Source organism: Halonotius roseus, assembly GCF_006861655.1.
GTDB classification, from domain to species: domain Archaea; phylum Halobacteriota; class Halobacteria; order Halobacteriales; family Haloferacaceae; genus Halonotius; species Halonotius roseus.
This window is the reverse complement of sequence record NZ_SESI01000003.1, coordinates 194269-217157: the sequence shown is the minus strand read 5'-3', so window position 1 is coordinate 217157 and position 22889 is coordinate 194269. Positions and strand designations below refer to the sequence as shown.

Here is a 22889-nt window from a genome sequence, read left to right as displayed (position 1 = left end):
CTTGACTTCGCGCTGACACGGGGGTTACCGGTTTGAACGTCGTCCGAACGTTTATCCAATATTCCGGCCTAATAGCTGGTATGAGCACTGGCCGAGAAATTCGGCTGATCGAAGAGGATGACGGGTGGTGGTCGGCTATCGATGAGGAGGCTGGAGTAGCAAGTCAGGGGCCAACCCGACAGGAAGCCCTCGAAAACCTCGACGAGGCAACGGAGCTGACTGCTGAAGCCCGAAACGATGATACAGCAGCCCCGGAACCGGATGCACCATGGTTTGATTCGTGAGCAATGGTCTCACGGGATTTTTCCGGTGAAGATATCGTCAGCGTGTTGCGCAAATTCGACTACAGACGTGATCGAACACGCGGCGATCATGTGATTTTGAAATACACGCACCCAGAAACCGGCGAAACCCGAACCGTCACTGTTCCGCTGCACGACCGCGTTCGTATCGGGACGCTACAGAACATCGCCGATCAGTGCGGGGCTGACGACTTCCGTGCGTGGTGTGAGTGGATCGATACCCATCGCTGACGGGCCGTCGTGTGGCCACAGTGCGCCGGATTCGCTTGTAGCCGGCAAAAACTCTACTGACGTAGGCTCGTACTGTCTGGTATGAACTTCACCGTCATCCAAGGCGATATCGCGGCCCAACAGGCCGACGCCTTAGTCAACGCGGCGGGAACGAGCCTCAAAATGGGCAGCGGCGTTGCCGGCGCGCTCCGCCGCGGTGCGGGCGGCGACATCAACGCGGAAGCGATGGCGAACGGCCCGGTCGATCTCGGCGCGGTTGCCGTCACCGACGCCTATGACCTCGACGCCGAGTACGTGATCCATGCAGCGGCGATGCCGCACTACGGAGATGGGCAGGCGACCGAAGCGAGTATTCGGGATGCGACGCGGAACACGTTGGAGCAAGCTGATGAATTGGGGTGTGAGTCGATTGTGTTTCCGATTCTCGGCACCGGCGTCGCCGGCTTCGAGTTCGAGCGCGGCGCGGAACTGATCTGCTCGGTGATCGCTGACTACGAGTCGTCGTCTCTGACTGATGTGCGTGTGATCGCCTACTCGGATTCGGAGTACGAGTCGTTGCAGTCGGTCGCTGATGCGGTTCGGGACTAGACAGTTCTGGTAGTATCGGTGTCGAGTGTGACAACACGTAGAAAGCCCTCAACGCGCTCGGCTCCCGGGACTCGCTGCGCTCCTCGTCGTTCGCGCTGCTCACTCCTGCGGTGCTTGCGTCGTCCGGGTTCGCCGAGCGCGTTTCGCCCTTTCAGTCCGCCAGGGCGGCGGCTGCCGGGCCTGTCGGATGACTGCGGCTGCTAGATATGTCGGATGACTGCGGTTGCCGAGCGAATCGACTCAGCGATTGAAAGAATGAAAATTGCAGTGTCGCCGTGAGGCGAGGACTGTAGTTAGTTGCGAACGACGTTCGTCGCGCGCGGGCCTTTCGGGGACTGTTCGATATCGAAGTCGATCTCCTCGCCTTCTGTGAGATCCTCGCCGCCGACATCCTCCATGTGGAAGAAAACGTCGTCGTCAGCATCGTCCGTGTCGATAAATCCGTAGCCGCCAGTGTCGTTGAAGAAATCAACTTTGCCGTGTGCCATTGCAATCAAACGTACAGGTCACCGGGGGATAACCCTTGCGAGAGTCGTGGTACCACGACCGTTGCGGGGGTGTCGGCGGTTGCCAGCGCGGCTGTCGGCGGCCTCCAACGCCAACACACCGAGTTTATTTGTCCCGGTTGCGGAGTGCCGGCAATGAGTAGCGAGCAAGATCTCGGAATCACTGAGAGCAAACAGCACAACACGGGCGAGTGGTACGCCGAGGTCGTCAAGAAGGCCGGCCTCGCAAACTACGGCCCCGACGGGATGAGCGGATTCATCGTGACGCGCCCACGCGGGTACGCCCTCTGGGAGGCGATTCAGGGCGAACTCGACGCGGCGTTCAAATCGACCGGCGTCCAGAACGCCTACTTCCCGCTGTTCATTCCCGAGAGCTATCTCGAACGGGAGAAAGACATCGTCGAAGGCTTCGACCCCGAAGTCGCGTGGGTCACCCACGGCGGCCACGACGAACTCGACGAACGCCTCGCCGTCCGCCCGACCAGCGAGTCGATCATCGCCCCCTACATGGCCCAGTGGGTGCGCAGCCACCGCGATCTCCCGCTGCGAGTCAATCAGTGGTGTTCGGTCGTCCGGTGGGAAGCCACCGAGACAAAACCGTTCTTCAGAACGAAGGAATTCCTCTGGCAGGAGGGCCACACGGCCCACGAGACCCACGACGAGGCGTGGGACGAAACGATGACTCGCCTCGATCAGTACGCTGAGCTCTACGAGGATCTGCTTGCGATTCCCGTCCTGAAGGGCCAAAAGCCGGATCACGACAAGTTCCCGGGTGCGCACAAAACCACAACCGTCGAAGCCCTGATGCCGGACGGAAAATCGGTGCAGGCCGGCACCAGCCACCACCTCGGCACCTCCTTCGCCGAAGCGTTCGATATCACGTTCTCCGACGAGGACGAGGAAACCCAGCCCGCCCACACGACCTCGTGGGGGCTCTCGTGGCGCGCACTCGGCGCGCTGATCATGACGCACTCCGACGATCAGGGCCTCGTCCTCCCGCCGACAATCGCACCCGAGCAGGTCGTTGTCGTTCCGATCTGGCAGGAAGACACCAAAGACGACGTGCTCGACTACGCCGACGACGTTGCCGACGACCTCGCCGACAGCGGCGTTCGCGTCGAACTCGACGACCGCGACGAGCGCAATCCTGGGTTCAAGTTCAACGAGTGGGAGCTGAAGGGCGTCCCCGTCCGCATCGAGATCGGCCCGCATGAAGTCGAAGACGACGAGGTCACGATCATCCACCGCCCCGACGGCGAGTCGACGACGGCCGACCGCGACGATATCGGCGACACGATCCAAGAGCACTTCGACGAGGTTTATGCCAAGCTGTACGCCACGGCTGAGGAGAACTTGGAAGACAGCGTCCGCGAGGCCGACTCCCGCGAGGAGATACTCGGGACGCTCGGCCAACACGGCGGCTACGTCAAAGCACCGTGGTGTGGCGACGAGGAGTGTGAGGAGCCGATCAAGGAGCCGCTGGCCGCCGAGATCGTGATGTGCCCCTTCGACGACGAGGAGACTGTTGGGGATGAAGAAACGTGTGCAATCTGTGGCGACGACGCCACCCAGACCGCCTACTTCGCCAAGAACTACTAACTGACCGGCGCGGCAGCGGATGATCTCTTCTCGCCCATCGCCTCGTTGACGATCGGGACGCTTTTTCTCTGACCGTAGCGACTCTCTCGGATCGAATCTCACATGATTGTTTGATCTGATTTGGGAGGATCGTTTCAACTTACTAACTATCAATTATTAATACCTCCTAATATGGGAATTAGGAACCCTTATTTTCGCATCAGCAGGCATTTATTCGGGCGATTGCTCGGTTCGTGTATGGCCAAGTATCACAGTGAGTCGCATGCGCAGGCGGACGATGCGCATGGTGAACCCGTCGGGCTCGCCGACCCGACCGATGAGAAATCCAACTGCGGCGTCGGTGCGGTCGTCGATCTCGACGGCGGTGCCTCACACGATGTCGTCGCCGACGGCATCGAACTACTCAGCAATCTCGAACACCGCGGAACGACCGGTGCCGAGGAAGCCACCGGCGACGGAGCCGGCATCATGATCCAACGCCCCGACACGTTCTTCGAGGCCGTTGTCGGCGACCTCCCGGAGACCTATGCTGTCGGCTCGATCTTCATGCCACAGGACGACGACGTTCGAGAGCAGCTCGTCGACATCTTCGAATCCACGCTCGCCGACCACGACCTCGAGGTCTTCCACTGGCGGGATGTCCCGACGGACAACAGCGATCTCGGCCAAACCGCACTCGATTCTGAACCCGATGTGTGGCAGGTCTTCGTGACCCCGGCCGAGTCGATGGCTGACGACGCTTTTGATCGCGGACTGTTCCTTGCGCGCCGCGAGCTCGAAGCGGCCGCCGAGGAGATCGATGGTGCGGGCCGGTTCTACGTCTGTTCGCTCCACCGCAAAACGCTGGTCTACAAGGGGCTGCTCAAGGGTGAACAGCTCGCCGGCTACTACCCGGATCTCACAGACGAGCGGCTGCAGACAACGCTGACGCTCGTCCACGCCCGGTTCTCGACGAACACGCTCGGCGCGTGGCATCTCGCCCATCCGTACCGGCGGATCATCCACAACGGCGAGATCAACACGATCCGCGGCAACATCAACTGGATGCGCGCCCGCGAAAACCAGCTCGCCCACGAGGATTTCGGCGAGGATATCGAGACGCTCAAGCCGGTCACCGAGGCCGGCCAATCCGACACCGCCAGCGTCGACAACGCCATCGAGCTGTTGATGCACTCCGACCGTGACCTGCCGCATATCCTCCGGATGCTGATCCCGGAGGCCCACGAGAACGACGACTCGATGGATCCTGACCGGCAGGACTTCTACGATTACCACGCCAGCCTCGTCGAGCCGTGGGACGGCCCCGCACTCGTCGCCGCGACCGACGGCGACAAGATCGCCGCCGTCCTCGACCGCAACGGGCTGCGGCCCTGTCGGTACGACATCACCGAGGACAACACGCTGATCGCCGCCAGCGAGGTTGGCGCGATCGAGACCGACCCGAGTGAGATCCGCGAACGCGGCCGCCTCCAGCCCGGCCAGATCTTCGTTGCCGACCCCGAGAAGGGCGAAGTCACGCCCGACGCCGAGGTCTTCGACGAGCTCACCGACGACAAGTACGGCGAGTGGGTCGACGAACACCAACAGGAACTCGACGACATCGCCGGTGACAGCCTCGAACCACACGGCGATGTCGACTCCCTGCGCGCTCACCAGGCTGCCTTCGGCTACACGCAAGATCAACTCACACACCTGCTGGAGCCGATGGCCAACCAGGGGATGGATCCCGTCGGCTCGATGGGCGACGACACCCCGCTGTCGGTGCTCGGGGAGTTCAACCGCCCGCTGTTCACGTATTTCAAACAGCTGTTCGCCCAGGTGTCGAACCCGCCGATCGACTACATCCGCGAGGAGCTGGTGACGAGTCTTCAGTCCCGACTCGGCAAGCAGCGAAACCTGATGACCGAGTCGCCGGAACACGCCCACCAGCTTGTCCTTGAATCGCCGGTGCTCTCCGACGAGCAGACGGCGAGTATCAAGGATCTCGACCGCGACGAGGACGGCTTCGAGACCACGACGCTGGATATGACGTACGACCCGGAAACGGAACTCGAAGCCGCCATCGAACGACTTCGGGATGACGCCCGGGCGGCCATCGACGACGGCGCGGATATCATCGTCCTCTCTGATCGCGGCACCAACGAAGAGCGGATTCCGATCCCGAGCCTGCTGGCAACGGGTGGCGTCCACCACGATCTTGTCCGCCACGGGCTGCGGACTGATGTCGGGCTTGTCGTCGAATCCGGCGACCCCCGTGAGGTTCACCATCTCGCCACGCTGGTCGGCTACGGCGCGGGCGCGGTCAACCCGTATCTCGCCTACCAGACGATCTCCGATCTGTGTGCCGGCCCTGACGGCGCCGACGAGGAGGAGGCCATCGAGGGCTACATCCACGCACTCGAACACGGGCTGCTGAAGATCATGGCGAAGATGGGGATCTCGACGGTCGAATCCTACCAGGGTGCCCAGATCTTCGAGGCCGTCGGGCTCAGCTCCGATCTCATCGCCGAATACTTCGAGGGCACCGAGATCCGGACGGAGGGCATCGGCCTCGACGTGATCGAAGACGACGTACGGACGCGACACGCTGTCGGCTTCGGGAGCGACCCCGAACTGGAAACCCAAGGCGAGTACGAACACCGCTCGTCGGGGATCTACCACCAGTGGAACCCCGAGACGGTCGGTACGCTCCAGCAGGCCGTCCGGAGCGGCGACTACGATCGGTATCTTGAGTTCGCTGAGCTCATCAACGATCAAAACGAGAACCTTCAGACGCTTCGCGGGCTGCTCGAATTTGATGCCGACCGCGAGCCCGTCGACATCGAGGAGGTACAGCCGATCCACGAGATCGTCGAGAACTTCTCGACGGCCGCGATGAGCCTGGGCAGCCTCTCGCCAGAAGCCCACGAAACGAACTCCATCGCCATGAACCGCCTTGGCGGGAAATCCAACACCGGCGAGGGCGGCGAACCGCCGGAACGGTTCGACACCGAAAAGGAGTGTAACGTCAAGCAGGTCGCCTCCGGCCGCTTTGGCGTTACCTCGCACTACCTGACCTCCGCTGAGGAGATTCAGATCAAGATGGCCCAGGGCTCAAAACCCGGCGAAGGCGGCCACCTGCCTGGCAAGAAGGTTAACGAGATGATCGCCCACGTCCGGTACGCAACACCGGGTGTCGGCCTCATCTCGCCGCCGCCGCTGCACGATATCTACTCCATCGAGGATCTCAAACAGCTGATCCACGATCTCAAGGCGGCCAACCCTGACGCCGACATCAACGTCAAACTCGTCTCCGAAGCCGGCATCGGCACCATCGCGGCAGGCGTCGCCAAGGCCAACGCTGATGTGGTTCATGTCTCCGGCGATTCCGGTGGTACCGGCGCGTCACCGAAAACGTCGATCAAAAACGCCGGCCTGCCGTGGGAGCTCGGCGTCGCCGAGGCCAACCAGATGCTGTGTGCCACGGGGCTGCGCGACCGGATCAAGATCACCGCCGACGGCGGGATGAAGACCGGCCGCGACGTGGCGATCGCCGCGCTGCTCGGCGCGGAGGAGTACACCTTCGGCACCGCCTCGCTCGTCACGGCGGGCTGTGTGATGGCCCGGCAGTGTCACGCCAACACCTGTCCGGTCGGCGTCGCAACGCAGGACGAAAACCTCCGCGAGCGGTTCCCCGGCGAGCCACAGCACGTCATCAACTACATGACGTTCATGGCCCAGGAGCTCCGGGAGATCATGGCCGAGCTTGGCTTTACCTCCATCGAGGAGATGGTGGGCCGACCGGAACTGCTCAGCCAACGGGAGACCGACCACGAGAAGGCCAAGCATCTCGATCTCTCGACGGTCATCGCGCCGACCGCCGGCGACCAGCGGCGGAAGACCCGCGAGCAGCAACACGCCGACATCGACGACCAACTCGACTGGGAGCTGATCGACGAGGCCGAACCCGCGCTTGAATCCGGCCAGCCCGTCACCCTCGACAAGGAGATCTCCAACGTCGACCGCGCGGTCGGCGCGACGCTCTCCCATGAGATCTCGACGGAGTACGGCGGTGCGGGGCTGGCCGACGATACGATCACCATCGACTTCGATGGGATCGCCGGCCAGAGCTTCGGGGCGTTCCTCGCCGACGGCGTAACGATGCAGCTCACCGGTGCGGCCAACGACTACCTCGGTAAGGGGCTTTCGGGCGGGAAACTCATCGTCGAGACCCCACCGACAGCGGCCTACGACGCCGACGAGAACATCCTCATCGGCAACGTCGCCCTCTACGGGGCGACCCAAGGTGAGGCCTACATCAACGGCGTCGCCGGCGAGCGGTTCGGCGTTCGCAACTCCGGTGTGAAAGCCGTCGTCGAAGGCGTCGGCGACCACGGCTGTGAGTACATGACCGGCGGCGTTGTCGCCGTGCTGGGTGAGACTGGGCGCAACTTCGCTGCCGGGATGTCCGGCGGCGTCGCCTACGTCTACGACCCTGACGGCGAGTTCGAGTCCAAGCTCAACACGGAGATGGTCACGCTCTCCGAGGAGCTGACCCAGAAGGACGAGCGCATGTTGACCCGGATGGTCGAGAACCACGCCGAGTACACCGACAGCGAGCGTGCCGCCGAGCTACTCGATGACTGGGCCGCCGAGGTTAGTAATTTCGTCCGGATCTTCCCGGAGGCCTACCGCAACTCTATCGAGAACAAAGGTGCCGACGACGTGCGCGAGGAGCTCCCGGAGACGCCGGCCGCCGCAGCCGAGGCCGGGCCTGACACCGGGGCTGTCTCAAGCGACGACTAAGCTGTCTCCTCTGATACTGTTTTGACAGCTGCCGGGAGCGATAGTCTGTCAAGCTCCCACAGATGACTGTTGCAGTCGCAGTCTGAGGCTCCGAATGCAGCGACCGGCTCACACCCGGCATCAGCGAACGCCGTTGCCAGCGCGCACTCGATGTCCTCGTTGGGATACGTTTTGACGCCCGCAAGCCGGGTTGCTGTCGCACCGAGCAGATAATCGATATGCCAGTGGCGGGTGTCGTGGTCGCCGCTGGCGACCCGGCGGTGGCGATCGACCCGCGAGAGCCCGCCGGGGCCGAACGCGCTGCCGACGTAGGCGTAGCCGCCGGCTGTAAATTCGCGGTCGCCGAGCGCGCCAACCTCGATCGTGGTCGGGGCTTCGACAGCGACGACCAACACGTAGCTGCCGGGGTCGGCCATCAGTCGTCTCCGGTTGCCGGCGGCTGTGGTGCCGAATCTGTCGCATCGCCGTCAGTGCGGTCGCTCAACAGCCGAATCCGCTCCGGGATCGGTGGATGGCTGTAGTGGAACCTCGCATACCACGGGTGCGGGAACGGGTTGGCGAGGTTTTCGCCGGCCAGCCGGCCCAAGGCATCGATCATCGGCTGGGAGCCCATCACCTCGGCGGCGTAGGCATCGGCCTCCCGCTCGTGGGCCAGCGAGAGCGCGTTCGAAAGCGGCGCGGTAAACTGCAGTAGCGGGGTGACAATGAGAGCGGCCAGCAACAGGCCGGCGTACGTTGCCGACGCCGGAACCCCGAAGGCCGTATACAGCGGCTCGAAATCGACCAGCCAGCCGAGGGCGGCGACGACGACAGCCATCTGAACCGCGCCCGCGGCGAACTGTTTCCAGATGTGGGCCTCCTTCCAGTGGGCCAACTCGTGGGCGAGAACGCTCTGTAGCTCGGCCTGTTCCATCTTCTCGACAAGCGTGTCGAACAGCACAACACGCTTTGTTCGGCCAAAGCCGATGAAGTAAGCGTTGAGCTGTGTGGATCGCCGGCTGGCGTCCATGGTGTAGATATCCGATGTCGCAAACCCGGCGCGTTCGAAGACATCTTCGATGGCCTTGCGTAGCTCGCCGTCGGCAACCGGTTCGAAATCGTTGAACAGCGGCGCGATCACCCGCGGATAGAGGATCTGCATTACCAACGAGACAACGACGAACAGTCCCCACGCCGCCGCGGGCCACAGCGTCGGAAGCCGTTCGATCGCGGCCAGCACCGCGCCGCCCAGGATCGCCACGAACCCGACAGATAAGGCGAGTTGCACCAGCGTATCGCGGACGAACAGGGTTGGTGTTTGGTTGTTGAATCCGAAAACCTCCTCGACTCCAAACGTCGAAACGAGACGAAACGGGATCGACGCCAGTTGGGCGGCGACCGCCAGGCCGACAAAGAACACGACGCCTTGCAGGACGACCGAGAGGCCGGTCGCCGCCAACAGGTCGACAACCCACGAGAGGCCGCCGCCATAGATGACGAGTACCACCGCGGCGAGCCCGATCCAAGACTCCAGTTCACCGATCGCCGTGGTGAGCCGGTGGTAGTCCTGGAGCTCGTCGCTGTCGTCGATGCCGAGCGTCGATCCGAGCCACTCGCGGTGTTTGGCCACTAGCTGGTCGGCATACTGGACGTTCCGGATCGCCAGGAACGAAAAGACCGCCCGCGTCGTGACCAACAGCGCGAACACCCCGACTGTGATCGCTGACAGTTGCATTATCGGTGCCAACGCGGTCGATCGGCTAAACGGTGACGCGCTGTGGTCGGACTGCCGTCACGATTGGCGACTGTCGCCGATCGCTCGTTGGTGCTCGTCAGTCTTCGCTCACGTCGGTCGGCGGCTCCTCGGGTCGCTCGGCGGTCATCTCGGCGACCTCGCTTTCCAGCCACTCGCGGAACCATTTGACGCGTTTGAGTCGCTTGTGGCCGATGCTTTCGGCGGTATCGGATTCGACGCGGTCGAGGTGATCCTTCCCGCGTTCGAGCACGCGGTCGACCATCCGGGCGGCGTCCATATGGGTACGTGATTCATACCCCATCCGCAACAGCATGAGTGCGGTGCCGTTGGCCCCAACCTTATCGAGCACGTCGGCCTCCATCAGACAGCGGGATTCCAGCGACACCTCCGAGAGCGGCCCCTGAAAGGAGTGGTTGGCGACCGCCTGACAGACCGCGTCGATAAACGACGCCGGGTACTCCCCGCGGCTTTCGAGATACTCGCGGGCGACGTTCGCCCCCTCCTCGGCGTGTCGATCCTGGGGCGCGTCGAGCTTTGCGACATCGTGAAACAACGCGGCGACAACGACGATATCGGTGTCGGCCCCCTCCGCTTCGGCGATCGTTTCGGCGAGTTCGGCGACGTTGAGAATGTGGTTAAATCGGTACTCCGCGCTGTGCCACGGATACCACCGCATGCGCCCGCCGTCATCCTCGGTTTCGACGCTGGCGGCCAGATAATCGTAGACAAACTGCTCCATCTCCGCGCGGGCGTCGTCGCTGACCGGCGACTCCTTGATCTCAACACCCATGGAGCCACCCCCGGTCACAATGTGGTAACTGATTCATTGTAGGGAGAAACGGCCGTTTGACTCTTAGGCGTTACGACACTCCGACCGCAGAGTGACAGATTTTGGTGTTTCGCGTGTCGACGCTGCCGATCAGCCACCCACAGCGGCTCTCAGATCTGAGAATCAAAGCAGTGAACTTAGGGGATGGGGGAGTCTGCGGCCAGTATGGAACGCAGACAGTATCTTGCGGCGGCTGCGGCTGGTGGTGCGATCGGCGTGGGGGGTGTCGGTGGCTACGTGCTGTTGAGCGATGATGTCGGCTTTGGGCCGCCGGGGGTTCCGACAGCACCCTACCCGCCGTATCCGACCGCCGATGGCTCGGGTGAGATCGAGCCGATCTCGCTTTCGGGATCGGGGCAAGCGACGACCGATTCCTTCGAGTTGGTGCGTGATGGGCCGACGATCATCGACACTGACGCCGGCGATGCGGCCTCAGACGAGCGGTTTCTGGTGACGCTGGTGTCGACAGCGAGCGACGAGGAGTACCGCGTGATCGAGGTGCTCGGTCCGTTTACCGGGCGCAATCTGATCAACCCACCGCCGGGGGAGTACCAGCTTGCGGTTCAGGAGGCGAGTGCCGACTGGACGGCGACAGTGTACGATGTGCCGGCCTACGACACCGACGAGATCGATCTGGAACTGGAGCCACCGATTGTGTTCAACGATGGGCTCGATGCGGTGATCGGGCCGATCGATTTCGGCAGCCAACAGGCCATCGAATTTAGTCTCTCCGTCGGCGACGAGGATATCGACTACTCGCTATCGCTTGTTGATAGCAACGGCGAGGTCGTCGAACCGCTGATCCAGAGTCTTGTCGGCCGAACTGATCCACAACAACGGGATGTCGGCGGGATCGGCTATCTCGCAGTCGATGGCAACACGACGTGGACACTCCGTGCGGAACCCGTCGATGACGGTGATACCTAGGCTGTTGCGATGGCGATAAGATTCGAGGCTGTCAGCACGGCCCCGAGCAGCGCGACAAAGCCCGGCGGTCCGTAGTAGCCGAGCCAATCGCCGCGCTTCTTGGACTGGAGGTTGATGCCGACGGCGACGAGGAAAACGATGATCTTGAGGCCGAACAGGCCGCGGATCCCGAACTCCGCAAGCAGCACCGCGACGAGCGGGTTGCCCTCCCCGAGCCCATCGACAAAGTAGACCGCGATGATCGTCGACAACGAGTCGCCGATCCCGTAGGTTGCGACCGCGATCGCCCACAGCACCCACAGCCCGAGCTGTTGTGGCATCGATCGCTGGGTTTCTGCTGGGTCGTCGGATTCGCTCTCACCGGTCGCAAACGATCGTGCCGCCAGCCGCTTGCCGCGTGCTGACACCAGCGCGGTCGGAATCCCTGTTTCTGTTCGTGGGACATGCGCCGTGTGTGCTGCGGTCTCGACGCGCTCGATGAAATCTGTGTCGCCGCCCGTGGTGATCACGACGAGCGGTTTCTCCGGATACCGCTGGCGTAGCTCCTCGTAGATCGTTGCCGGCTCCGGGGTCGCTACTGAGCAATCAACGACCAGACAATCAACCGCGTGTACCTCCAGCGGGCTCACATCGCGGCCGACGACGGTGAGATCGGCCTCGGGGAGCCCGGTTTGTAGCTCGGATTCGATCGGCGTTTCGTTGGGCTCCCAGAGACCGATACTGAGTGGGCGTTCTGTAGCGGCATCGCTGGGAGACGCTGTGTCGCTGTCGTCAGTCATCTATGAGCCCACCACAGCAGCGATGATGAGCGATCTGTCGTCCGTCGTGACGCCGCCATCCACGGTGTGTCACTAGTGGGCGACGCAAATAGTCCTGCGGGTCACCGTCTCGATTGCCCATTCCAAGCGGTGCCCGATATCGACGAAACTAGGATCGATCATCCTACTGTTGGCCTGGTGGCCCTCCACCCGGTGGCCCTCCACCCGGTGGCCCTCCGCCTGGTTGGTTATTGTTGTTCCCTCCGCTTGATGGGCGCGGATCGTTTCCGTTGATCGTCCCGGTGCCGTCAACCTCGCCATCAGCGAAGACACCGCCCTCGACTGTTCCGTTGACGGTCACATCACCGCTTGCATCGACCTTGCCTTTGACCACCGCGTTGTTTCCGACATCGACATCACCCTCCGGATCCGTGATGACGTTCCCGAAGACAGTTGCCTTGTTTTTGAGCGTGACATCGCCGCCAGCGGTCACATTGCCGCCGATGTTTGTGTTGAGGATCTCACTCACATCGCCGCCGGCATCTACCGCGCCACAGACGGTCGTTTGCTTGATTGTCACATCGCCGTCGCTGCCGGCTTCGACCGCGCCACCGATCGTCGATTGCGTCTCGATGGTGACATCACCGCCGGCGGTGAGCCCGCCGCCAAACGTCGCCTTCTTGATACTCATGTCGCCGCCAGCGATGGCCCCACCGCCGATCACAGAGTTTGTCTCGACGGTAAGATCGCCGCCAGCGTCAAGTCCGTTGCCAACGGTCGCCTTCTTGACAGACATGTCACCGCCAGCAGTGACCGAGCCGCTGATCTCGGTGTTGTTGCTGAGCGTGACATCGCCGCCAGCGGTCACGTTGCCGTCAACACGGCTGTTTTTGAGCTCGATGTCGCCGCCGACGGTGATATCGCCGGCGATATCCTCGTTGGTGATGTCGCCGCTGACGGTGCTGCCATCTCGTGGGGAGCCACCCACATCGACGGAGATGTTGAGCGACACCGGGCAGCCTTCCGGTAGTCCGGCGGCGAGATCGGCAACGACATCGACCGTTCGTGTCGTCTCAATCTGTTCGGTATCGGTGCTGACGGTGATCGTTAGTGTCACCTCCTGGGTGGTGCTTTGGGCTGCCGAGACCGTTCCGCTGATCGTTCGCGTTTCAGCTGGCTGTAGCGTGACACCGGAGAGCGATTCCACTGAGAGAAGACTGTTGTCGGTGGTAACTGAGATCTCGGTCAGGTCGGCGTCCGGAAACCGATTCTGCAGCTCCAGGATATCGACGGTTGCCGGCGAGCTGCTGATCTCGATCGGACTGAAAATCTCAATGCCGAGTAGTGCGTTGTCGTCGTTGACCGAGAGATCGAACGGCCGTTGGCCCCGCACCTGATCGAACGCGCCCGTCGAGCTGATACCTAGGAGGCCGCCACCGCCGATGAGTGCTAACGCTGCTCGGCGGCTGAGCCCGCCGCCGCCACGACGTGGTGCCATCAGCTCCCCACCCCCGTTGCGGTGAACTGGAGCGTGTCGAGCCGTTCGAGGTCGTCGTCGCCGTCGGTCGTGTCGACGACGATCACAACCTCGATGACGTGGCCGTCAGCCAGCGTGACGCCACCGGCCGAAAACAGGTTCTCCCCGCGGGCGACCGTTGTTCCGCCGGTGTCGACAACGCGGTAGGGGAATCGTAGCTGGTCGGTCTCAAGTACCGCACCGTCGGCGAACAGTGTCGCTGTGAGGCTGACCGAGCCGGTTGGGTTGCCGCTCTCGGCTGGGCCGACGTTGGCGATGATGAACGCAGCCTCGCCGTTCGGATAGCCGTTGTCGAGGCGGCCGATCGTCGAGGTCGCGTTTTGGTTCACGTCACGCGCTCGAACCCCACGGAAGAAACCGTCGCTGGTGCCGCGGACGACCTCCGAGGCGACAATCTGTCCGCTCCAGGATGCCGAGCCGGTTCCGTTGACCGCGTTGCCGGGGTTGTTCGGCTCTGTGACGACCTGTACGCGTGTGGTGACGGTTTCGCCACCGTCGTCACCGCCGTCATCGACCCCATCGTCACCGCCGTCACCGCCAGTTCCGTCGTCGGTTTCGTCCTGTGGCTGCTCGTCGGTTTCGCCCTCGGTACCGTCGTTGGTACCGTCGTCGGTCTGTTCGCCTCCATCGTTCGTCCCATCGTCGGTACCGTCATCGCCGTTGGTGCCATCCTCGCCGGTGCCCGCACCACCGTCAGCACCGTCGCCGCTGCTGCCGTCGCCGCCATCGACCTGCTGTGGTGACTCGAAGCTTACCGCCTGATCCGTTCCTGCGACCTGAATCCAGTTATCCCCGAGACTCCCCTGTGAGCCCGTGCTAAACGCGCCGCTGGCGACGAAGCCGCTGGCCCCGAAGGCCAGCGTCCCGATGTAGATGAGTGCCCGGCGGCGGTTCATACGTGACATGACTGTGTGATTTCTCTTCGATGTTCGTTCGGGGCGATACTACGATGGCTGTAGGTTTGAGCCTACTGGACAGACACGGCCCGGATCGTGATCTGGTAGGGCTCTCCTTCCGCTGGCTCGACGTAGCCGCCATCTTCGGTCGTGTCAATTTGGAGATCAAGCGAGATGGATTCGCCGGTAGTTAGCTCGACAGATTCTTCGACCAAATCGGTTGGGCTGGAACCTGGTTGGTCATATAGGGCGCGTTCGTCAGCCAGCGTGAAAGAGACGCCCTCCATCCCGCTAGGGAGAAGAATACTCACGAGCACTGTCTGATCGTTGTTATTTGTGATCGAAAATGCATCATTAAACCGAGTTGTTGAATCCTCGTTAAGCGAGGCGTCACCGCCCGTTTCGCTATCGTTGATCTCGAAGAAAATTACCTCGTTGCCACCGGCTCCGCCGGGTTCTTCCCCTGCGATCGTGTCGTTGGTTGCGTTGAGCCCAAGGAGTGCCCCGCCGTCACCGGTGACGCTGACCTCGAAGGATCGGTTTGCTTCAACCGAGTCGAACGCACCGCTGCCGCTGATGATGCCCGCGCCTGCGGCGACTGTTCCGAGCCCGATAATCGTATTTCGTCGTGTGAGTTGCATAGTGTGTTAGTTTCCGTTTGCTGCGGTGTGTTTCTGTGTGAAGCCCCGATACGCAAAGATCCAGTGTAAAACTGGATTCCCGGCTTAGTTGCTCTGGCTAACCGAGATTTCGAGGACGGCGTCAGTTGGGAACGAACTTGCATCGTTCTCTGTGAGATCGATTACGATATCGACATCAACCTGTGTACCGCCGGAGACGCCAGTCCCGTTGTTTACCGTGGTGGTGACCCAGCTGATACTGTCGCCGTTTCCGTCTACCAACGAAACAGTCACGTCGTAGGGGCCGTTGCTTCCTTGGGGAGTGATTGATAACGCGTCATCGTAGGTCGTGGTCGAGTTCACATTGAGGCCATCAAAGTCCAGTGCAACGGTATCGTCCCCAGGATCGCTTAGACTGTCGTGTTTGTCCATCCTGTCAACAACGAAATTGACGTTCGCGCTGCTGTCATCTGTCGATTCGATTGAGATCGACCGGTCTGCTTCCACAGATGTGAACGCGCCCGTGCCGCCGATTACGCCCGCGCCTGCCGCGACCGCGCCGAGTCCGATGAGTGTGTTGCGTCGTGTTAGTCTCATGGTGTACTTACCAGTAGGTGACCCTTACACTTTGTATCACGCTGCCTGATCGGCTGGCTGGCCGTGCCTGAATATCGGCTGGCACCCCCTGACTCCGGCTCAGGCGGTGCCTGAAGTCACCGCTGTCATGCGATTCTCAAAAATTGGCTATTCGCGTCGTGTGTCAGCAATCAGCGTGAGATACTCGCTGTCACTGAGTTCGTCGTTGAGGAACTCCCGGGCCCACGCGGCCTCGATCCAGAACCGCTCCTCGCTGAGCCCGCGATCCTCGACGCGCACCCGAAGCTCGCGCTCGACGGTCGGCTCACTGTTGAGCAGCGTCGCAAACGCACCGGCGGCGATCTGGATGTTGGTGTCGCTGTCGCCGGTCGTCTGTACTGTCAGCCGAATCGCGTCCTGGGTCGTTGTCGTCGACCGGACGGTCAGGCCGCGTTCGTCGAGATTGTTGACCAACTGCTGGGTCGTCTCGTCGCGTTCGCCTGCGGTGTCGTCGCTCGTGGGCTCTTCGTCAACGTCGCCTTCGTCGAAGCCGGTTCCCGGCTCGCCGGTGAGACAGCCGGCCAGACCGACCGTCAGCACCGCCGCCGTCGCCCCAAACTGCCGCCGGGTCGGTGTCATACCACCTTCTGGCTCCGTGACAGCCTAAGGACTCCGGTTGTGCGGGCGGGCAGTCGCCAGCGTGATGGTTGAACGCGATCGATCGATCAGAGCTCTGCGGCGGCCTCCAGTGTGATCGTGATCGCGCGTTCGACGTTGTTTCGCGCCTTCGGTGGCAGCTCCTCGTCGCCATCGGCTCCCTTCTGGGTGCCCTCGACGAGATTACCATCGACCGTACAGATCGCCCCGGCCCCCATCCCCTTTCGGCGGGCCAGCGAGAAGACCGCGGCGGCCTCCATCTCGACGGCCAGCAGATTTGCGGCCTCCCAGTCGTCAACGTAGTCCTCGGTTTCTGCATAAAAGGCGTCGTCGGAGACGATCGGGCCGATATGCACGTCCTCATCATTGGCCTCGGCAGCGTCAACAAGCGCGCTGAGAACCGCGTAGTCCGGTGCGGCGGGGTAGACAGCCGACTCGTAGCGTTTGGTTGTCCCTTCCTCCTTGGCTGCCGCGGTCGCCACGATCATATCACCGATCTCGATATCGGACTGTAGCGCGCCGGTCGTCCCACAGCGGATGACGGTCTCGACGCCGACCGCGTTGAGTTCCTCGATGGCGATGGCGGCGGAGGGACAGCCGATCCCCGTCGAGCAGATCGTCAGCGGTGTGTCCTTGTATTCGGCGTTGACAAGCTTGTACTCGCGGTTCTGTGCGAGGTGTTCGACGTTTGTACACTGGTCGGCGATGCGATCGACGCGGCCGGGGTCGCCGGGGATGAGTGCGATCTCATGACAGTCGCCCGGTTCGACCGACAGATGCGGCTGTGTCGCCATACCGACGGTTGCCCAGCGGGGGGCAAAGCTTTGTTGTGTAGCCCCCAAACGGGTCGGTATGTACAGCGCGCGCGAGCAGGTCGAAAATCAGCCGTGGCTCGATCAGATTGCGTCGGCGGCCGAGGAGCTCGATATCGACAAGGAAGCGCGCACCACCGCCGGCGACCTCTTTCTCACTCATATCCCCGACGACGATCGATCGAAGCCGGCGGTCGCCGCCGCCAGCCTGTATGCCGGCGCGCTTATCGCCGGCGAGGAACGCTCCCAGCAGGCCGTCGCCGACGCGATGGGTGTCTCCCGGCTCAGCGTCCACTCGCGGTGGAAATCGCTGCTGGAGTCCGCTGGGTTTCAGGCGCCGAGCTGGTAGCTCCCTCGCTACTCGGGCTGTCGACCGCTTGCTGCCGGTGTCAGATTTCCGTGGCGGTCGATCTCGCCGTTCAAAATCCGCGTTGAGGAGATGCGCTCGCCGTCCTCGGCCATCACGTGGTCGACAACCTCGATTTCGAGCGCGTCGAGGCCGTCGTCGACGCGCAACTCGTTGATCCGCTCGGCTCCTTCAACCGTTTCCGGTGAGACGACGATGGTGTCGAACGTCGGTTCGGTGGCGATCCCGGTTGGCTCACTGAGCGTCCGAATCTCGAACTCGCGGTCGTGGGCGGCCGCCAGCGGTTCGAGTTCGCTTTCGAGGGCTGCCTTCCGTTTCTCGTAGTCCCGAACCGGCCGATCGACCGCTCTCGTCTTCGGAGCCAGCGCGTCCGAGGTGAGCCCAACGGTCACATCGCCCAGCGAGAACGCCCGCTCGAACAAGGCGTGATGCCCGTCGTGAACGGGGTCGAATGTTCCACCCAGTGCCACGTTCATACCCTCGCTGGGGCGTGTAGGCTTAAACGTCTGCTCTCTCGTCGGGATCGCTGTCGCCGTCGCTGCTATCGGTGTCGACATCGACGGCGTCATCGTCGTCGGCTTCATCGCTGTCTGTGGCGTCATCGCCTTCACCGTCTGGGCCGTCGATCGTGATCGTCACCGGCCCATCGTCGGTCTCGGCTTCCGAGGTGTCGGATTCCAGCGTGAAGACGGTGTTAAGCTCGTGTTGTACCTCGCCCACCACGCCGCGGACGAGGCTGCTGGGGGCGATCGCCTCGTACTCGTAGGGGTTGTTGCCCGCGCCGTCGCTGTCGCGTTTCGCGCGTTCGACCGCGTCATCCTCGTGGAGATCGGCCAGTGCCTCCCGGACGGTGCTCGGATATAACCCCGTTCCTTCGGCGATCTCGTCGCTCGTACTGTGTGGGTGTTGGCGGAGATAGACGTAGATCCGCGCCCGGGTTTCGGTATCCAACAGCCACGCCAGCAGGTCGACGATCCCCTCGTCGAACTCCGCGACTGCTCGGTCGGCTTCGGCTTCAAGTCGCTGTTTGGTCTTCTGGAGCTCAGCCCGCGGCCCCCCGTCGTCATCGATCTCTGTGCCCATCTCTTCGGTGTTCGCGTCGTCGACGGCATCCTCGCCCGTCTCGGTTTCGTCGCTCATGGCTACAATATGTTGGTTGTGAACCAACAAAAACGTTTGTGTCGGATCCAAACGGACGGATTAGATGAGCAGGGAGTCACACAGCGCGTCCATCCCCTTCTCGTCAATCAGCTGTCGCTGTCGCTGGCTGCCGCTGTCGCGCTCGAAGACCGATCTGAGGCCGTCGACGCCGAGGCGGTCGCACTCGCGGTCGACAAACGCGGCGAGATCGATAGTTCCCTCGCCGTCGCGGCTGATAAACGTCGCCTCGTGGCCGTGTCGGATCGCCTGCCACTTGTTTTCATCGAGCAGCTCCCGGCGGAGTTGCGGTTGTGCTTCGCCGTCCTCGTAGCGAGCTGCCAGATCCGCGACGAGCGCGTGGACGTACTCGACGAACGCGAGGACGATCTCGGGATCGGACTGGGCGTCCGGCGTGCGCACCTCGACCGTCCCGAGCCCGGTGTGGGGTCGCACGTCGAACCAGAGCTCGCCGCGGTCGTTGATCGCGCCGTGATCGACCATCCGCTGTTCGAACCGGTCGTAGGCCTCGAAATCTGCAAACTGTGTCGGGATACCAGTGTTGGGAAGGTTCTCGAATATCTTCGCTCGCGCCGAGGCCAACCCCGTGTCGAACCCGTTCCAGTACGGCGAATTGGCCGACAGGGCGAGCAGCGGCGGGAGATACCACCGGAGTTCGTTGGCGATCCAGACTGCCTTATCAGCGTCGTCGACGCCGATGTGAACGTGTAGGCCCGAAGTCGTGTTGCGGTGTTGTGGGTACTGGATCCGGTCGAGTTGCGCCTGATAGCGCGGCTTTGTCGCGTGATCGAGCTCTTGCCACTTGGCGGCCGGATGTAGCCCGGCAGCGGCGATCTGAAAGCCGTGGGCTTCGGCGTGCTCGGTGAGGGCCTCCCGGATCGCCAGCAGCGTCGATTCGGCCTCGCCTGGCTCCTCGATGATCGGCGTCTGCGTTTCGATGGTACACTGGAAGAGCTCGTGATCGAGTCGATCCTGTAGGATCGCCGGCGGCTCGCTGTCGTAGATCAGCTCCTGAATCCCTGAGACGGGTCGGCCCGCGTCGTTGACGATAAAGAACTCCTCTTCGATGCCGATCGTTCCGGATCGGTTGAATACGTCGCCCGAGCCTGTCTCCATTAGGCCGCCGTAGGAAACGGATTCGTAAATACCTCCTGAACCCGGCGGGATGGGCGAGTGGCTGTGATCGCACGGTCGACCCCGCTCGACACCAGCTTGCGGAACCATCGGTCGACCACCCAACCTGTGGGACTACGGGTCGACCACCCAGCTTAGGGGACTATCGATCGACCCGCCGGTCTGATTTGAGCCGCCCGCGAAGCCGGTTGGCCGCGGTTTCGACACCGACGATCAACACGAGCACCACGACGATAACGGCCATCACGCGGGTGTAGTTGCGCGCCCGAAATGCCATGATCAGCGGGAAGCCGAGCCCGCCCGCGCCGACGATCCCGAGCACGGAGCTCTTCCGGGCGTTGATCTCCAGATAGAACAGCGTCCACGCGATGTAGGCGGTCGTCACCTGCGGCAGCCGGGCGGCGGCGGTCGTCGCGGTCGCGCCCGCGCCGGTCGAGGCGACGGCTTCGACCGGCCGCTCGTCGATCTCCTCCATCTCGTCGGCGAACAGCCGCCCCAGATCACCGACCGTTCCGACGGCGATCGCCAACGCGCCGGCGACCGGGCCGAGGCCGGCAAGGATGACGAACAACAGCGCGTACACCATACTCGGGACGGCTCGCACCCCGCCGAGCAGGAGGCGAACCGAGGTATGCACCGGCCGCGGCGTCACGTTGCTCGCTGCGAGCGTCCCCAACAGGAGCGCGGCCGGCAGGCCGACTGCGGTGCCGACGGCGGCGATAGCGAGCGTCTCGGCCGCCGCCGACACCAACAGCCCTGCATCACCCTGGAGCTGGGCCCACAACGCCCGGGGCGCGACCATCTCCTCGATCAGCACCGACCACAGGTTCTCGCGGTGGGCGTAGAGATACGCGAGATCGAAGCCGAGCCAGCGGGCGGTGACGCCGACGCCGACCGCGAGGGCGATGACGGCGGCGATTCGGATGGCAAACCGGCGTCGCCACCGGTGCTGGTGGCGACGGAACTCGCGGTCGACGCTGGGGGACTCCGTATCGCCCTGCTCGTGGCTACCCATCGGCGTACACCTCCTCGATATCCCCGCTGTCGACATCGGCTGCCGGCCGATCGAGCACCAACCCTCCGTGTTCCATACCGAGATAGTGATCGGCGACGCTCGTCGCCAACCCCGGCTGGTGGAGGCTCACGAGGCCGATCAGGTCGTGTTCGCGGACGGCCCGCGACAACACCGCCAACACCGATCGCCCGGTTTCGGGATCCAGCGACGCGACGGGTTCGTCGGCCAACAGCACGTCGGGTCGCTGGTGGAGCGCGCGGGCGATGCCGACGCGCTGCTGTTGGCCGCCCGAGAGGGCTTCGACCGGGCGATCGGCGTAGCCTGCCAGCCCCACGTCGTGGAGGCGTTCGACCGCGACGCGCTTCTCACTCGCCGAGTGCCAGCCGACCAGCTCGCGCCAGGCGGGTTCGCGGTCGAGCGCGCCGTCAAGGACGTTTTCGAGGGCTGATTTGCCGTCGACGAGCGCGCCCGACTGAAAGACGAGGGCGGCGTCGGTCGCCGCAAGCGACGCGTCGTCGACGCTGATCGTTCCCGCATCTGGCGACTCCAATCGGTCGAGACACCGCAACAACGTTGTTTTGCCCGCGCCGGAGCGGCCGATGAGAACAGTTAGCTCGCCACGTGCCAGCCGCGTTGAGAGCCCGTCGACTGCGAGTTCGTCCCCGTAGCGTCGGGTCAGGCTCTCGATTTCGAGCATGGTGTGGGAGCTGGGTGCCAACCGTGTGAGGCGTGGTTAGGCACCGCTTTCGTTGGTGTTGGTCGATCCGTTCATGGTCGACTCGTTGGTCTCCGATCCGTTCATGGTCGACTCGTTGGTCTCCGATCCGTTCATGGTCGACTCGTTGGTCTCCGATCCGTTCATCGTTGTCTCGTTTGTCGTCGACCCGTTCATCGTCGTCTCGTTGGTCGCCGACTCGTTCGTGGTCGACTCGTTGGTTTCCGAGTCCGATTCGGATTCTGGTTCGAGCGTGTCGATCTCGACGCCCATCTCCTCGGCGACGCCGCGAACGGGGTCGTAGGTGCCCTCGGCGATCTCGCCGAAGCGGTCGATCCGGTGGTCTTCGAGCGCCGACTCCGGCGTGTTGATGAGTCGCTCGATCAGGGCCTGCTGGATCGCATCAGGGGTGTCGGGTTTGGCGACGAGCGGGTCGAACGGGATCGGGTTGCTTTCGGCGACTTTGACGATGTTGTCGTCGTCTGGATGCTGGAAATCACCGTAGGCCGCCGCGTCGACGTGGCCGTTCTCCAAGGCCGCCAGCGAGGCAGGGTGGGTGCCAGCCCACTGGATTTCGAAATCGTCGGGCTGTGCGTTCACGGTGCCGGCGTCGAGGCCGGCCTGTGCGAGCATATACCGCGGGAAGAGCCCGCCGCTTGACGACAGCGGGTCGACCATCGAAATCGTCGACCCCGCGATATCTTCGAGGCTCTCGATATCCGAATCCGCGTGGGTAGCGATGTAGGAATGGTAGCTCTCCGCGCCGTGTGACCAGTTGATCACCAGCGGGTTGACGCCGTCCTCGCGGGCCAACACCGAGATGATCGGCGAGAGGTTCGCCATCTCGGTGTGGCCGTTGACGACGCTCTCGACGGTCGCGCTGTAGCTCGTCGTTTGGACGCCCTCGACAGTATCGACGCCGTCGAAGCCGTCGGCGAGCCACTCGAAAACGGGCGCGTACTGTTCGTTGAGCTGTTCGGCATCTTGGAACGGCGGCAGCCCGAACTCGATGGTGCCGTCGCCGGCCCACTCGCCGACCGTTTCGGGGGTGTCGTTGCTCCCGCTGTCGCCAGTGCAGCCCGCAACTGCGACCGCGCCTGTGCTCCCAACTGCTCCGAGGAACGTCCGTCTGTCCATATCCG

At 63.1% G+C, this 22889-nt stretch carries 23 protein-coding genes and 1 pseudogene; 7 read left to right on the top strand and 17 right to left on the bottom strand.

All coding sequences use genetic code 11. The annotated features are described in order from the left end of the window. Positions 1 to 80 precede the first annotated feature (80 nt). The 3 genes from EWF95_RS11155 to EWF95_RS11145 all read left to right on the top strand — a co-directional run bounded on the left by EWF95_RS11155 (position 81) and on the right by EWF95_RS11145 (position 1121). Complete coding sequence (locus tag EWF95_RS11155; RefSeq protein ID WP_142444152.1) at positions 81 to 284, top strand: type II toxin-antitoxin system HicB family antitoxin; 204 nt, start codon at positions 81 to 83, stop codon at positions 282 to 284. Positions 285 to 287: 3 nt separating this feature from the next. Beyond that, complete coding sequence (locus EWF95_RS11150; protein ID WP_142444151.1) at positions 288 to 533, top strand: type II toxin-antitoxin system HicA family toxin; 246 nt, start codon at positions 288 to 290, stop codon at positions 531 to 533. Positions 534 to 614: 81 nt separating this feature from the next. Then, on the top strand, positions 615 to 1121 hold the full coding sequence (locus tag EWF95_RS11145; protein ID WP_142444150.1) for a macro domain-containing protein: 507 nt from the start codon (positions 615 to 617) through the stop codon (positions 1119 to 1121). A 293-nt stretch (positions 1122 to 1414) separates the two neighbouring features. On the opposite strand, the gene EWF95_RS11140 is transcribed toward EWF95_RS11145, so the two are convergent. Next, positions 1415 to 1609, bottom strand: coding sequence for a cold-shock protein (locus tag EWF95_RS11140; protein WP_021038510.1), 195 nt, complete (start codon positions 1607 to 1609; stop codon positions 1415 to 1417). 153 nt (positions 1610 to 1762) lie between these two features. On the opposite strand from EWF95_RS11140, the gene proS reads away from it, so the two are divergent. Continuing rightward, positions 1763 to 3226: a proline--tRNA ligase gene (gene proS, locus EWF95_RS11135; RefSeq protein WP_142444149.1), complete on the top strand. Its 1464-nt coding sequence runs from the start codon at positions 1763 to 1765 to the stop codon at positions 3224 to 3226. Positions 3227 to 3463: 237 nt separating this feature from the next. Beyond that, positions 3464 to 8011: a glutamate synthase large subunit gene (gene gltB / locus EWF95_RS11130; RefSeq protein ID WP_142444148.1), complete on the top strand. Its 4548-nt coding sequence runs from the start codon at positions 3464 to 3466 to the stop codon at positions 8009 to 8011. Here gltB and EWF95_RS11125 read toward each other — a convergent pair. The 3 genes from EWF95_RS11125 to EWF95_RS11115 all read right to left on the bottom strand — a co-directional run bounded on the left by EWF95_RS11125 (position 8008) and on the right by EWF95_RS11115 (position 10536). Then, positions 8008 to 8427 carry a GIY-YIG nuclease family protein gene (locus EWF95_RS11125; RefSeq protein WP_142444147.1) on the bottom strand — a complete coding sequence of 140 codons (420 nt, stop codon included), beginning with the start codon at positions 8425 to 8427 and terminating at the stop codon, positions 8008 to 8010. The genes gltB and EWF95_RS11125 overlap by 4 nt on opposite strands. Continuing rightward, positions 8427 to 9725, bottom strand: a complete 1299-nt coding sequence (locus tag EWF95_RS11120) for a M48 family metallopeptidase (protein ID WP_142444146.1) — start codon at positions 9723 to 9725, stop codon at positions 8427 to 8429. The genes EWF95_RS11125 and EWF95_RS11120 overlap by 1 nt, the downstream gene beginning before the upstream one ends. Before the next feature lie 97 nt (positions 9726 to 9822). After that, the gene (locus EWF95_RS11115; protein WP_142444145.1) at positions 9823 to 10536 is read right to left on the bottom strand and encodes an HD domain-containing protein; all 714 of its coding nucleotides are present in this window, start codon (positions 10534 to 10536) and stop codon (positions 9823 to 9825) included. Positions 10537 to 10740: 204 nt separating this feature from the next. On the opposite strand from EWF95_RS11115, the gene EWF95_RS11110 reads away from it, so the two are divergent. Further along, positions 10741 to 11502 carry a hypothetical protein gene (locus EWF95_RS11110; RefSeq protein ID WP_142444144.1) on the top strand — a complete coding sequence of 254 codons (762 nt, stop codon included), beginning with the start codon at positions 10741 to 10743 and terminating at the stop codon, positions 11500 to 11502. Here the strand turns inward: EWF95_RS11110 and EWF95_RS11105 are convergent. From EWF95_RS11105 to EWF95_RS11075, 7 genes are all read right to left on the bottom strand, one after another. Continuing rightward, positions 11499 to 12281: a hypothetical protein gene (locus EWF95_RS11105; protein ID WP_142444143.1), complete on the bottom strand. Its 783-nt coding sequence runs from the start codon at positions 12279 to 12281 to the stop codon at positions 11499 to 11501. The two genes, EWF95_RS11110 and EWF95_RS11105, sit on opposite strands and share 4 nt — an antisense overlap. Before the next feature lie 163 nt (positions 12282 to 12444). Next, complete coding sequence (locus tag EWF95_RS11100) at positions 12445 to 13758, bottom strand: hypothetical protein (protein ID WP_142444142.1); 1314 nt, start codon at positions 13756 to 13758, stop codon at positions 12445 to 12447. After that, complete coding sequence (locus EWF95_RS11095) at positions 13758 to 14693, bottom strand: hypothetical protein (protein WP_142444141.1); 936 nt, start codon at positions 14691 to 14693, stop codon at positions 13758 to 13760. Before EWF95_RS11095 ends, EWF95_RS11100 begins: the two co-directional genes overlap by 1 nt. A gap of 71 nt (positions 14694 to 14764) precedes the next feature. Beyond that, positions 14765 to 15334, bottom strand: coding sequence for a hypothetical protein (locus tag EWF95_RS11090; protein WP_142444140.1), 570 nt, complete (start codon positions 15332 to 15334; stop codon positions 14765 to 14767). Positions 15335 to 15418: 84 nt separating this feature from the next. Then, on the bottom strand, positions 15419 to 15910 hold the full coding sequence (locus EWF95_RS11085) for a hypothetical protein (protein WP_142444139.1): 492 nt from the start codon (positions 15908 to 15910) through the stop codon (positions 15419 to 15421). Between the two features lie 147 nt (positions 15911 to 16057). Continuing rightward, complete coding sequence (locus tag EWF95_RS11080) at positions 16058 to 16528, bottom strand: hypothetical protein (protein ID WP_142444138.1); 471 nt, start codon at positions 16526 to 16528, stop codon at positions 16058 to 16060. Positions 16529 to 16614: 86 nt separating this feature from the next. Next, positions 16615 to 17340 carry a nucleoside phosphorylase gene (locus EWF95_RS11075; RefSeq protein WP_142444137.1) on the bottom strand — a complete coding sequence of 242 codons (726 nt, stop codon included), beginning with the start codon at positions 17338 to 17340 and terminating at the stop codon, positions 16615 to 16617. A 58-nt stretch (positions 17341 to 17398) separates the two neighbouring features. Here EWF95_RS11075 and EWF95_RS11070 point away from each other — a divergent pair, with 58 nt between their 5' ends. After that, a complete protein-coding gene (locus tag EWF95_RS11070; RefSeq protein WP_142444136.1) occupies positions 17399 to 17707 on the top strand; it encodes a transcription initiation factor IIB family protein in 309 nt (102 codons plus the stop codon). 8 nt (positions 17708 to 17715) lie between these two features. On the opposite strand, the gene EWF95_RS11065 is transcribed toward EWF95_RS11070, so the two are convergent. From EWF95_RS11065 to EWF95_RS11040, 6 genes and pseudogenes are all read right to left on the bottom strand, one after another. Next, positions 17716 to 18201, bottom strand: coding sequence for a phosphopantetheine adenylyltransferase (locus EWF95_RS11065; protein ID WP_142444135.1), 486 nt, complete (start codon positions 18199 to 18201; stop codon positions 17716 to 17718). A gap of 22 nt (positions 18202 to 18223) precedes the next feature. Continuing rightward, a complete protein-coding gene (locus tag EWF95_RS11060) occupies positions 18224 to 18865 on the bottom strand; it encodes a helix-turn-helix domain-containing protein (RefSeq protein ID WP_394348586.1) in 642 nt (213 codons plus the stop codon). 60 nt (positions 18866 to 18925) lie between these two features. Beyond that, positions 18926 to 19999: a glutamate--cysteine ligase gene (locus EWF95_RS11055; RefSeq protein ID WP_142444134.1), complete on the bottom strand. Its 1074-nt coding sequence runs from the start codon at positions 19997 to 19999 to the stop codon at positions 18926 to 18928. Positions 20000 to 20159: 160 nt separating this feature from the next. Continuing rightward, entirely contained in the window at positions 20160 to 21032 is an 873-nt protein-coding gene (gene phnE, locus EWF95_RS11050) for a phosphonate ABC transporter, permease protein PhnE (RefSeq protein ID WP_142444133.1), read from the bottom strand. Further along, the gene (locus EWF95_RS11045; protein ID WP_142444132.1) at positions 21025 to 21729 is read right to left on the bottom strand and encodes a phosphonate ABC transporter ATP-binding protein; all 705 of its coding nucleotides are present in this window, start codon (positions 21727 to 21729) and stop codon (positions 21025 to 21027) included. Before EWF95_RS11045 ends, phnE begins: the two co-directional genes overlap by 8 nt. Positions 21730 to 21975: 246 nt before the next feature. Continuing rightward, positions 21976 to 22884, bottom strand: a pseudogene (locus tag EWF95_RS11040) (phosphate/phosphite/phosphonate ABC transporter substrate-binding protein); the annotation flags it as partial. Positions 22885 to 22889: the final 5 nt, after the last annotated feature.

Coding starts and splice junctions, on each gene's coding strand:
- EWF95_RS11155 (WP_142444152.1), top strand. CDS start 81: ATGAGCACTGGCCGAGAAATTCGGCTGATCGAAGAGGATGACGGGTGG.
- EWF95_RS11150 (WP_142444151.1), top strand. CDS start 288: ATGGTCTCACGGGATTTTTCCGGTGAAGATATCGTCAGCGTGTTGCGC.
- EWF95_RS11145 (WP_142444150.1), top strand. CDS start 615: ATGAACTTCACCGTCATCCAAGGCGATATCGCGGCCCAACAGGCCGAC.
- EWF95_RS11140 (WP_021038510.1), bottom strand. CDS start 1,609: ATGGCACACGGCAAAGTTGATTTCTTCAACGACACTGGCGGCTACGGA.
- proS (WP_142444149.1), top strand. CDS start 1,763: ATGAGTAGCGAGCAAGATCTCGGAATCACTGAGAGCAAACAGCACAAC.
- gltB (WP_142444148.1), top strand. CDS start 3,464: ATGGCCAAGTATCACAGTGAGTCGCATGCGCAGGCGGACGATGCGCAT.
- EWF95_RS11125 (WP_142444147.1), bottom strand. CDS start 8,427: ATGGCCGACCCCGGCAGCTACGTGTTGGTCGTCGCTGTCGAAGCCCCG.
- EWF95_RS11120 (WP_142444146.1), bottom strand. CDS start 9,725: ATGCAACTGTCAGCGATCACAGTCGGGGTGTTCGCGCTGTTGGTCACG.
- EWF95_RS11115 (WP_142444145.1), bottom strand. CDS start 10,536: ATGGGTGTTGAGATCAAGGAGTCGCCGGTCAGCGACGACGCCCGCGCG.
- EWF95_RS11110 (WP_142444144.1), top strand. CDS start 10,741: ATGGAACGCAGACAGTATCTTGCGGCGGCTGCGGCTGGTGGTGCGATC.
- EWF95_RS11105 (WP_142444143.1), bottom strand. CDS start 12,281: ATGACTGACGACAGCGACACAGCGTCTCCCAGCGATGCCGCTACAGAA.
- EWF95_RS11100 (WP_142444142.1), bottom strand. CDS start 13,758: ATGGCACCACGTCGTGGCGGCGGCGGGCTCAGCCGCCGAGCAGCGTTA.
- EWF95_RS11095 (WP_142444141.1), bottom strand. CDS start 14,693: ATGAACCGCCGCCGGGCACTCATCTACATCGGGACGCTGGCCTTCGGG.
- EWF95_RS11090 (WP_142444140.1), bottom strand. CDS start 15,334: ATGCAACTCACACGACGAAATACGATTATCGGGCTCGGAACAGTCGCC.
- EWF95_RS11085 (WP_142444139.1), bottom strand. CDS start 15,910: ATGAGACTAACACGACGCAACACACTCATCGGACTCGGCGCGGTCGCG.
- EWF95_RS11080 (WP_142444138.1), bottom strand. CDS start 16,528: ATGACACCGACCCGGCGGCAGTTTGGGGCGACGGCGGCGGTGCTGACG.
- EWF95_RS11075 (WP_142444137.1), bottom strand. CDS start 17,340: ATGGCGACACAGCCGCATCTGTCGGTCGAACCGGGCGACTGTCATGAG.
- EWF95_RS11070 (WP_142444136.1), top strand. CDS start 17,399: ATGTACAGCGCGCGCGAGCAGGTCGAAAATCAGCCGTGGCTCGATCAG.
- EWF95_RS11065 (WP_142444135.1), bottom strand. CDS start 18,201: ATGAACGTGGCACTGGGTGGAACATTCGACCCCGTTCACGACGGGCAT.
- EWF95_RS11060 (WP_394348586.1), bottom strand. CDS start 18,865: ATGAGCGACGAAACCGAGACGGGCGAGGATGCCGTCGACGACGCGAAC.
- EWF95_RS11055 (WP_142444134.1), bottom strand. CDS start 19,999: ATGGAGACAGGCTCGGGCGACGTATTCAACCGATCCGGAACGATCGGC.
- phnE (WP_142444133.1), bottom strand. CDS start 21,032: ATGGGTAGCCACGAGCAGGGCGATACGGAGTCCCCCAGCGTCGACCGC.
- EWF95_RS11045 (WP_142444132.1), bottom strand. CDS start 21,729: ATGCTCGAAATCGAGAGCCTGACCCGACGCTACGGGGACGAACTCGCA.